This window comes from Pseudomonas syringae group sp. J248-6 (assembly GCF_032586995.1).
In the GTDB taxonomy this organism is placed as follows: Bacteria; Pseudomonadota; Gammaproteobacteria; order Pseudomonadales; family Pseudomonadaceae; genus Aquipseudomonas; species Aquipseudomonas amygdali.
Genome location: NZ_JAWHOP010000003.1, coordinates 460,771 through 470,767, shown reverse-complemented (window position 1 = coordinate 470,767; position 9,997 = coordinate 460,771). Strand labels below are relative to the sequence as shown.

Below are 9,997 nucleotides of genomic sequence, written 5' to 3'. Positions count from 1 at the left end.
GGTTAGTGGGTGTGGGGGGTGAGGTGTGCTGGATATGGGGGCTGGGTTGGCTATCGCTATGGCATACGCTCTGTGGAGGCCTGAAGGTTGAGTGTGTGCGATAGGCTTTGAGCTATGCGGCTCTCCGTCGCGGAGTTCGTTCAAGTGTCCTAACGGCGTTAGATCAATCAAGTACAAAAAAGACGCCGTGGCAGGCTGTGTGAAAACGCAGTTTCGCGATACCGAAGAAAAAGCCCCCACCTGCTGGGGCTTTTTCTTGGATATCTTCAGATGCAATGACATTCGCCTTATCCGTCGCCACGCCTGGCCAAGATTTTTATGGCTCGTCAGTCGTTACTTTCTCCCGCAAGCCTACCGGCAAAATACTGCGCGGTCTCCGGATCAGTGCAGTACAGAAAGCAGCCCTTCATTCCACGGGTCATCAGTGTTCGATATGTGTTTTTTATTATCAGGTCTGTTTCCTGTTGCGCTAGGGCAGGTTGCTCCTTCATCAACTTTTTCCAACCTCGAATCGACTTATCATGCTTATCTCGGTCATGTGGTGATGTCACCACTCGTCCGTTCCGCACTACCAGATCCGGCCCGATGATCACTCCTATGTAATCCACCTCAAGACCCTGACAGGTATGGATGCACCCCACCTGCTCAATGGAGTTTTCAGCGATAATCCATAAGCTGCCGTCCTGATCCAGATTCCATTGGCGTGCGTAGTCGTCGCCGATAACAATATCCGAAGCCTTGGGGTCTTTTTTGCTGAGCCAAGGCCAGCAGTACCCCGCGACAACGCGAGCCTTGTTGCCGTGATTTTTCTGCTCTATAGCGGCATGCATGGCTTGAGGCGAATCGAACACCTTGAACTCATAGTCTCTGGTGTCGAGCAGGGGGTGAGCTGTTGGGCGAATCTCCAATACGTTGTCCAACCACGCAACGTAGCCATCAGAGCCACTGCAACGGAACTGGGATGACAGCACATACTCTTCCACGGTCGCGCCTTTGGCTTTGGCAAATGCGCGAATCGCCTGCTTGCTACCGATGTCGCTCAGGGTCACGCGCTGATCTTCGTCGATAAAGAAGATTGAGCACTTTGCTGAATCGATCAGCTCCTTGATTTGGTTTTCGCCAAGGTTTCCGTACAAGCCACTTTTTTCATTGAGCCTATGAGCCTCATCGATGATGAGCACATCATAGGTATTAGGTTCGGTATCGATGAATGCACCCGAACCGGAAAAGAAATTAGAGAAGTGGGTTCGCTTTACTGTGCCGATCAATTTACTCTCGTAAACTTTGCGTGGGGCAGCATTTTTGGACACATATTTGCTCAACAGGCTCAAGGCGGTGAGCCTTACCAGCAAGTTAATCGCCAATACCGTTTTTCCGGTACCCGGACCACCCTCAATAATCAACACTTTTGGTACTTCGATAGTCGCTTGGCTTGCTGCCGAGAGAGCGGACTCGAAAATGGTCTTTTGATCATCGATCAATATGAACTCAGGCTTGCCTTTCATTAGCCCACTTAGGGCTTCAGACAAAGCTTTGGACGGGCGAATTTTTCCGTTCGAAAGCTCGTAAAGCACCTCTTTATTGTCACCGTGAACAATGTGTTTCTTGAGGAAAACTCGCAGTTTTTCGAGCTCTGCGGGGCCTTTAAGGAACAAAGGTGCTCTGCTGGTATAGGGTTCGTAGTGAGCAGAATTGATGACTCCGTCGCTGACATAGTTATGTAGGTAGGCACAGGGACGTACCTCGATGCTTTTGTCATAGACGGCTTCGTTAAAGCCCTCCAGTAATGCGGCGTACGACCATACCTGATAAGAGGGGTGGATAGTCTCGACTTGGCTGCCACCCAACGCCGTTTTTACGATGGCATCCTTTGTGGTTGCGGTTGCCTTGCTCCACTGCTTTAGCTCAATCAAAACCGCGTTTTTTGCCTGAAACTCATCACGGCCTGTCAGCAAGAAATCGATACGTTTCGATGACTGGGGGATGTGCAGCTCGATAGCCAATCCTGCGTCGCTGGGTAGACTGTCGTCTCGCAGCACCTTAGCCATGTAAGTCAGTGATCCCTGCCAGGATTTGATCTCAGAAGCGCCAACCTTCTTTCCGGTGGCTTCCTTGAAATGCCTGAGAATCACTTCTTCAATATCGTCGTTATCGCTGTCTTTGAGAAACTGCTGTTTGGTCGCAGCGTATACGATCACACGAGGTCCTTAGAGCTCCAAGCTCAGAATTAATCGTAGTTTTTTGCTGGTGCAGGCGGGTTTGCTGGCAGCACACAAAATACGATCAGAAAACGTAGGCTGAGATTGTAGGACCTTTCGCTTTTCGTGGCCGATTTTTCGCACATTTCTTGGAGCGGCTTGTGACACGCACCGCCATGGGCGGGGCTTTTCGATTTAGGAAGGTGTTAACCTGAGGTGGCGATCCTGTTTGAATTCGGGAATGGTTTTTTGCTAGCTGCCGACATTATGTTTGGCTATGATCGCAGCTAGAGCTAATAGCAAGGAGCATAAAAGTGTCTAAGGAATCAAAACACGTCATGAAATTCAGAGGAAAGCACCTGCAGTCGGGGGAGCAGGTGGTGGCTTGGGGAGATGGATATATCGGTGAAATGATGGGCAAGGGGAAGAATACCCAGCAAAATGGCTCAATGATTGTCACCACTGCCAGAGCTATTTTTTACCGCGCTGGTTTTTTTGGCGAGGTGAATGAAACGATCCCTCTCAAGGCAATCACATCCATCGAACGTAAGTCGTTTATGGGGCACCGCTCAATACGACTTCATACGTCACACGATTCCCTTGAGTTCAAGTCATTCAAGAAAGAGCAAGATCAGATACTGGTTGATGCGATAGAGTCTGGTCGAAGTGTAACGCATCCACTACCCACGTCTTCTCAAGTGGAGGGCTTTAATATAATGGATGCGCTGACCCGATTGGCTGAGCTGAAGTCTGCCGGACACTTGACTGAAAAAGAGTTTTCCTCAAAAAAAACTGAGCTTCTGAGCAGATTGTAGGATTAAGGACGCTATTAGCCCAGCAACCACGCTGGGCTTTTTTATTTCTTAGACTGAAAGGGCACTAAAAAATGATTCCTGTTTAAGGCCTTTCTTAGGCGTTTTTTTTTGGGGGGGATTTTGCTTAAAACTATCTGCTTCAATTCTCAATGCACGCCGAAGTAGAAGATGTTCGACGATGTCCATAACTGATTCAGTTGACCGCTACAGTTAAGCCTCCGGTATCAAAGTCATTGTGTTTTTATACTAAATCCATCAATAGGGATTTCTTCGGTTTTACTGTAAATTGGCAAGCTACTAAAGCTTGCTTTTTCAAGAGTTTCGCAGTTCCATGACTTCACCTGGGCTGCTTCATACAGCATGCCTAACGTCATTACTGTCTTTGCACGCCGATCTTTAGATCTGAAGAACACGAAAATATCAGTCCCTTCAGGCTTGAAATAACGATAGTGGTCGTAGTCGCCGCGGTCGACGCCAAGGTGTTCGAAAAAATCTTCCATGAAGTCACTGGCATCGTCACCGTCAAGACCTAGATCCCAACTGACTCTGGTGGCGAGGCTGAGAATTTCAAATGCTTTTTTGCCGAACCCAACATAAAAGTAGATTCTCTCTATGAGATAATTAAGGATGTCATGGTTCAGATCGTTTTTATCCATTTTAAAATAGCACCTTGCTTATCTTCGATAAAGTTGTAGGTGTTCAGCGTTATGTCTCCGATCTTGTTGGGCTAGCATGCGGTATAAGACCTTCCGATAACGGACGTTAGCCGAGTGTGGCTGTACCTAGCCGCTGGTTTAACTAAGAGTCTAACGTCCAATTTCGTTCGACTCGGAACAGCAAGTTCTAGCTAGGGCTTGTCGGAAATTATCGATACAGTTAGCTCTAAAGTTAAGATTTATCTGTCAGTCCCTTGGCGTAGTATCTTCTTGAGTTAGCGTAATTCTGTAACTTCTAAGGTCGTCGCCTTCAGTGACATACTCCTTGCTAAAGTAACGGTAGACAGCACCCTTTACCGTGATTCCTACGCCATTGGGTGTGTCATGTATTGCGACGTTTTCTAAAGAGCTATCCGTGATGAGGAATTCGCTTTCCTTATTAAGTTTATGTAATACTTCTGAATCATCGCCTTCAAGCGGTTTGCTAATGAAAAAGCGTAGTGTGTCCACGTCGGTAGCCATGGCGCCGTAGCGCGTAACATACAGCCAATCACCCTGAGGAAGCCGCCGTTTTAACACTACTTCATCTGCGTCACTACCGAAATCAAAAAAGTCACCAAGAAACGTCTTGGCTATTAAAAAGATCACAAGTATCCAAAATGAATTCTTGTAAGTAAATCTGAAGTTAGTATCCTTTGGATTTTGCATACAAGATCCCCATTTTTATCCATTTCTGGTCTTTAGGGTCATCCCCGTATGGAGGCAGCCAGAACCAATGGCCCCACTTATGCTTTCGTGTTTTGGCTTCTCCTTGGGCGAACCCAGCGGCTCTCAGTAGAAGCTGTTCAGTTAATTGACCGGCTGTCCCAACAGCGCCGTAATGAAAATTGCCGAAGTCTTCCCACTCTGGATGTTTCTGCTTGTAGTCCCACGGGCTCTTGTTACGTACTTTGTAGTAAAACCAACTCATGAACGCACCCGTGCTAGGATCTTTTTTCCACTGATCGTTCGCGAGCTTCATGTGGACGTCTACATTGACTCCGGGAGGAATGACTGCTGGCATTTCGTAATTCATCGCCTGTCCCTGCGAAATCTAATGAGTAGTTATGAAAATATCTTGTTACTGATAGCATCCCAGCCGCCAGCAATTTGTCCAGCGCTTTGCCCTGTTTTTCGACTTTGCTTGGAGTAAATAAGTTGAATTCTTCCATAGTTCAGAGCGATAAGTTCGCTTGGGAAACTGTTATCCTGGTCGCCATTGCCCGTTAATGAAAAAGAACTGATAATAACTTCTTCGAGTTTTATCTCCAGGTATTTGACTTTTGGGTCGCCAGCACGGAAAAGATGCACAGATACCTGCTTGAAGTGCTTACCGCTGCAGCATGCCTCATGAAGCTTTGGGGTGGCATTATCAACAGCCTTACGAACGAGCATGTCGCTCATGTAGGCCCTGCCCGAGGTTGCACCGCCGGCCGATGTGGAGGTAGCTGAGGCAGTCTGGCTAGCCGAAAGGTCGAAGTCTTGCAGCTCGATCCAGTTTTCGTAGCCTTCTGAGAGAGTCTCGCCGGGAACTCCTTCGATCTGCAGATATGCTTCTAATGACATCTTCAATTCCTTTTAATGCGATCCAGAGCTTTTGATACTACACGGAAGCATTTTTGATGTGAATCGCTCAGTCTGTGGTGTAGGACGCGCATTGTGCAGAGAGGGGGGCAAAAAATTTTCAGTAGAAAATCAGGCCCGCCGGGCAGCCAAGGCTGTAATAAAGCCGGCATTACTGAGCCAATACGGCCCAAAAAGGCACAAAAAAAGCACTTGCGATGAACGCGAAGTGCTTTATTTGTAACGCTTGTATGGTGGAGCCGGGGGGATTTGAACCCCCGTCCGCCAGTACTCCGCTGTCGGTACTACATGCGTAGCCGTGTCTATTAAGTTAACCCTCAGCGACCCGACGGGCAGGGTGCTTTGGGCGAGCTGTGTAAGTTTTAGCCGATTCGTCCACAGCGTACTGCACGGCGATTCTGTTCTATATGACAATCATTTTGGGTTTACAGACATCCCCTGATGATTGCTGGAGCCGAAGCTACCAGAAGTGCGGCTAGGCTGCTTACGCAGCTAGTTGAGCACCGTAGTTTTCGTCATTGGCAACTATAGAAAGTTGCAACAGTGGATTTACGAGTTCTGTTACCAACTCGGCATGCACCTAAAGTTTCATCACCGGCGTCGAATCCAAATCGGCCCCGAGACTGCTTTCGCAGTCGCTGGGGCGCAGTGTACGCCGATTGGCGTGCCACGTCGACCCGTTTGCTGCAATCGATCAGGCTAGCCGGGTGGCGAGCCTGATCGAAGGGGTTACTTGGTGCCTTCGCTGCCCGAGCCGGTGTTTTTCAGCGAGGTGATCACCTTGGTGGTGATTTCGACGCATTTTTTCTCGTCGTTCTGAGCTTGAGCCGCTTTGGCGTTTTGCTCAGTGGTTTGTAGCATTGTCTTGTTTTCCGGGCTCAGGTTGGTGCCGGAAGAAACCTGAGCATTTTCAATCGTTTTGATGTTTGCAGCGCACAAATCATCGGCGGCAAAAACCGGCGAAGCCAACAGGGCGGCGCTGAGGAACAATCCAGTGAGGGCGGTACGCATCATGTGTCTCTCCTTATAACCTGTGGACTCGGTATGGCCGGTCGTTGAGGCCGTCGCCCGAGGGTTTGAAAGCCCGTTCATGTTCAGGGCCTAAAGGATTGACTGTGCTGTAGCGCAGGCGTTCTATTTTATTTTCAGACAGATGCGAAAAAGCCACATTGGGCGGTTAAGGCACCAAAGTGGGGCGATCTTCGCGTTGAGGTTGTGATTGTGCGGGGTGGGATAAGGGGCAGATGGATTGAAAGTGCGCACTGCCAAATGCCCGTTACAGGCATTTGGCACAGGCAGGAAGTTAGTCGTCCTTGCCCTTGGAGCGCACGGCACGCTGTAGCTCACGGTCCGAGTCGCGTTCACGCTCGGTGTGGCGTTTGTCGTATTCCTTTTTACCTTTACCCAGCGCGATTTCGCACTTGATCAAGTGCTCCTTCCAGTAAACGGAAAGGGCCACGCAGGCATAGCCTTTCTGTTGAACCGAGCTGGTGAGCTTTTCGAGCTCGCGCTTGTTCAGCAGCAGTTTTCGGGTGCGTGTCGGGTCAGCGATGACGTGCGTGCTGGCAGTCTTGAGAGGCGTGATGTGGCAACCCATCAGCCAGGCCTCGCCATCCTTGAGCAGCACGTAACTGTCGACCAGCTGTACCTTGGTGGCACGCAGGCTTTTTACTTCCCAGCCAGCCAGGACCAGACCGGCCTCGAACTTGTGTTCGATGAAGTAATCGTGACGCGCCTTTTTATTTTGCGCGATGGTCCCTGTAGGGTTTTTCTTGAGCTTAGCCATAGGGGGCGCATTATAAGGAGTTGCATCAATGTCGGCTATGGGAAAGCGCGTGCTTGAGCACAAAGGTTGAATCCCGGACAATGCGCGATCTTTTTTGGCTGGGCGTTTCGATAATGTCGACGGACAAGGTTTCAGTCCACGGTAGCTGGGCAAGCCGCTGGGTGTTCATCCTGGCTGCCACAGGTTCTGCCGTGGGGCTGGGCAGCATATGGAAATTTCCGTACATGGTCGGTGCCTATGGCGGCGGTGCATTTGTACTGGTGTTTCTGGCGTGCATCGCGCTGATCGGCATTCCGGTCATGATCGCCGAGACGCTGATTGGCCGTCGTTCCCGACTCAGTCCTGCAAATGCGCTCAAGACGCTGGCGCTGGAAGCGGGGCATTCGGCGCGATGGTCATGGGGCGCTTTTGCCGGAATGATCACGGCTTTGCTGATTCTCTCCTTTTATAGTGTGGTGGGCGGCTGGTCGCTGGATTACATCATCGACATGGGGCGCGGCGATTTTCAGGGTGTTTCGCCGGATCAGGTCGGTGCCTATTTCGGCGCGGTGATTGCCGACCCATGGCGTCTGATTCTGTGGCACACCATTTTCATGCTGCTTTCGGCGGTGGTGATCGGAAAGGGTGTTGAGGCCGGTCTGGAGAAGAGCCTGCGCATCATGATGCCGATGCTGTTCCTGCTGATGCTGGCGCTGTTGGGCTATAGCCTGACCACCGGGCATTTCATGGAAGGCGTGCATTTCATGTTCGACTTCAATCCCGACAAGGTACTGGATGGTTTGCTGCCTGCGATGGGGCATGCGTTCTTTTCCCTGAGCGTCGGTGTCGGCTCGATCATGGTCTACGGCGCTTACATGACCAAGGGCGCATCCATCAGCACCACGGTTGTTGGCATCGCGTTGCTCGACACCTTTGTTTCGCTGCTGGCGGGCCTTGCACTGTTCCCTATCGTTTTTGCTGCCGGCCTGAACCCGAGTGAGGGGCCGGGCCTGATGTTTGTAACGTTGCCATACGCGTTCGGCAACGTGGCATTCGGGCAGTTGATGGGCGTCGTATTCTTCGTGCTGGTGGCTGTAGCGGCCTGGAGCTCGGCGATTTCGCTGCTTGAACCCATGGTTGCCTATCTGGTTGAGCGCACCCGTATTCGCCGCGCGTGGGTGACGTTCTGGCTGGCATTTACCTGCTGGTTTGTGGGGCTGGGAACGGTGTTCTCGTTCAATATCTGGCAAAAAGCCAAGTTTTTCGTGAACGATGGAGGTGTATTCCACCTCTACCAGTGGGGCGCATCGACTGGCCTGGACTTCTTTGGAGTCATTGATTTCTTCACTTCGCGGATCATGTTGCCGCTGGGTGGGTTGTGTTTTGTGGTATTCGCTGGTTGGGTGATGAGCCGTGAGACGGTGCGTGACGAGTTGTCGATTCGCAGTCCGTTGCTCTTCAACCTGACGTTCTTTTTGATGCGCTACGTGGCGCCGCTCGGCATTCTTGTGGTGTTTGCCGCTCAGCTCTGGAAATGACGCTCACATGACTACGCATATACAACGCTCTGCTTTACTGCCGTACCCGGCCGGGTTTCTTTATGACCTGGTCAATGATGTGGCCCGTTATCCCGAGTTTCTGCCGTGGTGTTCCTCTGCCACCGTGCTCGAGTCCAGCGAAGCGCAGATGCGCGCCAGCCTGGAAATTGCCAAGGGCGGTCTGAGCCAGAAGTTCATGACGCGCAACACGCTTACCCCAGGCGAGTCGATCGTGATGGACCTGGTTGAGGGGCCTTTTGAGCAGTTTCATGGCGTCTGGACATTCAAGCCGCTGGGCGAGAAGGCCTGCAAGATCAGCCTGGATCTGTCCTTCGATTATGCCGGCTCTATCGTTCGCGCCACGCTCGGGCCGCTGTTCAATCAGGCGGCCAATACGTTGGTGGACGCGTTCTGCCAGCGAGCGAAAGAGCTGCATGGCTGAAGCAGTGATTCAGATTGAGGTGGTGTACGCCTCTGTGCAGCGTCAGGTGTTAATGACGCTGGATGTTCCGGCAGGCTCTTCGGTGCGTCAGGCACTGGCTCTCAGTGGCATGGACAGGCAGTTTCCGGAGCTGGATCTGACGCAGTGTGCCGTGGGCATCTTCGGCAAGGTGGTGGCTGATCCTTCCACACGGGTGCTGGAGGCGGGTGAGCGAATCGAGATCTATCGTCCGCTGTTGGCCGATCCCATGGAGATCAGGCGTCTGCGTGCCGCCAGGGCGCGGGAGAAACGGACGCTTCCCGGCTGAACGCTGACTGAACGAAAGGCACAAAAAAGCCCGGCATGCCGGGCTTTTTGTTGAGCGCTGAGGACTAACGAGAGCTGGTGTCCAGAGGCTCTTGGGTCGGGACAGGTACGGTCTCGACGCTGTCCACGTCTTTCTGGATCTTGTCCAGCAACGAACCTGGCTTGGCCGGCTCTTCAGGCTTCTGCACCGGCTGATTCTCTGCCGGGACAGTGGTATCGCTGCCTTTGCCGAGAATGGCTTCATCGCGGCTGACACCGGGCATGAAGTCGCCAGACAGGCTCACAAGCTGGTCATTGCCGTTGAATATAAGGCTGACACGCTCCTGCTGGCGTTCACCGCCACCTGGCTGCAGGCTGTACAGGTAATCCCACCGATCGGAGTGGAAAGTGTCGGTCAACAGGGGGTTGCCCATGATAAACCGTACTTGCCGTCGGGTCATTCCGGGGCGTAACTGGTCTATCATGTCCTGCGTGACGACATTACCCTGCTGGATGTCGATTTTGTAAACCCCGGGGAATGAACAACCGGCGAGTGCGAGCAGTCCCACGAAGGTGAAACTGGTTAGCAAGAGCTTGGTGTTTTGCATCGGTGGGCGACTTCCACTATCTTGGCTGGGACAACGTAAACCCCGATCATACCTGCATTAAGAGAAG

Annotated in this window: 12 protein-coding genes and 1 other RNA gene; 4 read left to right on the top strand and 9 right to left on the bottom strand. The window is 51.6% G+C overall.

Going from position 1 to position 9,997, the window contains the following annotated elements; all coding sequences use genetic code 11:
• Positions 1-326 precede the first annotated feature (326 nt).
• Positions 327-2,198: a DUF2075 domain-containing protein gene (locus RYC17_RS06445; protein ID WP_057404797.1), complete on the bottom strand. Its 1,872-nt coding sequence runs from the start codon at positions 2,196-2,198 to the stop codon at positions 327-329.
• Between the two features lie 314 nt (positions 2,199-2,512).
• On the opposite strand from RYC17_RS06445, the gene RYC17_RS06440 reads away from it, so the two are divergent.
• Positions 2,513-3,013, top strand: a complete 501-nt coding sequence (locus tag RYC17_RS06440) for a PH domain-containing protein (RefSeq protein WP_054068339.1) — start codon at positions 2,513-2,515, stop codon at positions 3,011-3,013.
• A 230-nt stretch (positions 3,014-3,243) separates the two neighbouring features.
• Here the strand turns inward: RYC17_RS06440 and RYC17_RS06435 are convergent, their stop codons facing one another.
• The 7 genes from RYC17_RS06435 to smpB form a co-directional block, all read right to left on the bottom strand.
• Positions 3,244-3,669, bottom strand: coding sequence for a DUF1493 family protein (locus RYC17_RS06435; RefSeq protein ID WP_057404795.1), 426 nt, complete (start codon positions 3,667-3,669; stop codon positions 3,244-3,246).
• A 246-nt stretch (positions 3,670-3,915) separates the two neighbouring features.
• The gene (locus RYC17_RS06430; protein WP_005744965.1) at positions 3,916-4,377 is read right to left on the bottom strand and encodes a hypothetical protein; all 462 of its coding nucleotides are present in this window, start codon (positions 4,375-4,377) and stop codon (positions 3,916-3,918) included.
• Positions 4,355-4,744 carry a polymorphic toxin type 44 domain-containing protein gene (locus tag RYC17_RS06425; protein WP_003313653.1) on the bottom strand — a complete coding sequence of 130 codons (390 nt, stop codon included), beginning with the start codon at positions 4,742-4,744 and terminating at the stop codon, positions 4,355-4,357. The genes RYC17_RS06430 and RYC17_RS06425 overlap by 23 nt, the downstream gene beginning before the upstream one ends.
• Positions 4,745-4,773: 29 nt before the next feature.
• A complete protein-coding gene (locus RYC17_RS06420) occupies positions 4,774-5,274 on the bottom strand; it encodes an Hcp family type VI secretion system effector (RefSeq protein ID WP_003313651.1) in 501 nt (166 codons plus the stop codon).
• 249 nt (positions 5,275-5,523) lie between these two features.
• Positions 5,524-5,911, bottom strand: a transfer-messenger RNA (tmRNA) gene (gene ssrA / locus RYC17_RS06415).
• 110 nt (positions 5,912-6,021) lie between these two features.
• Complete coding sequence (locus RYC17_RS06410) at positions 6,022-6,306, bottom strand: hypothetical protein (RefSeq protein WP_058407973.1); 285 nt, start codon at positions 6,304-6,306, stop codon at positions 6,022-6,024.
• Between the two features lie 289 nt (positions 6,307-6,595).
• Positions 6,596-7,078: an SsrA-binding protein SmpB gene (gene smpB, locus RYC17_RS06405; RefSeq protein WP_002555146.1), complete on the bottom strand. Its 483-nt coding sequence runs from the start codon at positions 7,076-7,078 to the stop codon at positions 6,596-6,598.
• Between the two features lie 113 nt (positions 7,079-7,191).
• Between smpB and RYC17_RS06400 the strand changes: the two genes are divergently transcribed.
• Genes RYC17_RS06400 through RYC17_RS06390 form a run of 3 tightly spaced genes read left to right on the top strand, consistent with a single transcriptional unit; the run spans position 7,192 to position 9,344 of the window.
• Positions 7,192-8,595, top strand: coding sequence for a sodium-dependent transporter (locus RYC17_RS06400; RefSeq protein ID WP_029240803.1), 1,404 nt, complete (start codon positions 7,192-7,194; stop codon positions 8,593-8,595).
• A gap of 7 nt (positions 8,596-8,602) precedes the next feature.
• Positions 8,603-9,037 carry a type II toxin-antitoxin system RatA family toxin gene (locus RYC17_RS06395; RefSeq protein ID WP_004656689.1) on the top strand — a complete coding sequence of 145 codons (435 nt, stop codon included), beginning with the start codon at positions 8,603-8,605 and terminating at the stop codon, positions 9,035-9,037.
• A complete protein-coding gene (locus RYC17_RS06390; RefSeq protein WP_057412075.1) occupies positions 9,030-9,344 on the top strand; it encodes an RnfH family protein in 315 nt (104 codons plus the stop codon). The genes RYC17_RS06395 and RYC17_RS06390 overlap by 8 nt, the downstream gene beginning before the upstream one ends.
• 64 nt (positions 9,345-9,408) lie before the next feature.
• On the opposite strand, the gene RYC17_RS06385 is transcribed toward RYC17_RS06390, so the two are convergent.
• Complete coding sequence (locus RYC17_RS06385) at positions 9,409-9,930, bottom strand: outer membrane protein assembly factor BamE (RefSeq protein WP_316902645.1); 522 nt, start codon at positions 9,928-9,930, stop codon at positions 9,409-9,411.
• Positions 9,931-9,997 lie beyond the last annotated feature (67 nt).

What these genes read in the sequence shown, in the direction of transcription:
- RYC17_RS06435 (WP_057404795.1), bottom strand. Translation starts at nt 3,669, where the DNA reads ATGGATAAAAACGATCTGAACCATGACATCCTTAATTATCTCATAGAG.
- RYC17_RS06430 (WP_005744965.1), bottom strand. Translation starts at nt 4,377, where the DNA reads ATGCAAAATCCAAAGGATACTAACTTCAGATTTACTTACAAGAATTCA.
- RYC17_RS06425 (WP_003313653.1), bottom strand. Translation starts at nt 4,744, where the DNA reads ATGAATTACGAAATGCCAGCAGTCATTCCTCCCGGAGTCAATGTAGAC.
- RYC17_RS06420 (WP_003313651.1), bottom strand. Translation starts at nt 5,274, where the DNA reads ATGTCATTAGAAGCATATCTGCAGATCGAAGGAGTTCCCGGCGAGACT.
- RYC17_RS06410 (WP_058407973.1), bottom strand. Translation starts at nt 6,306, where the DNA reads ATGATGCGTACCGCCCTCACTGGATTGTTCCTCAGCGCCGCCCTGTTG.
- smpB (WP_002555146.1), bottom strand. Translation starts at nt 7,078, where the DNA reads ATGGCTAAGCTCAAGAAAAACCCTACAGGGACCATCGCGCAAAATAAA.
- RYC17_RS06400 (WP_029240803.1), top strand. Translation starts at nt 7,192, where the DNA reads ATGTCGACGGACAAGGTTTCAGTCCACGGTAGCTGGGCAAGCCGCTGG.
- RYC17_RS06395 (WP_004656689.1), top strand. Translation starts at nt 8,603, where the DNA reads ATGACTACGCATATACAACGCTCTGCTTTACTGCCGTACCCGGCCGGG.
- RYC17_RS06390 (WP_057412075.1), top strand. Translation starts at nt 9,030, where the DNA reads ATGGCTGAAGCAGTGATTCAGATTGAGGTGGTGTACGCCTCTGTGCAG.
- RYC17_RS06385 (WP_316902645.1), bottom strand. Translation starts at nt 9,930, where the DNA reads ATGCAAAACACCAAGCTCTTGCTAACCAGTTTCACCTTCGTGGGACTG.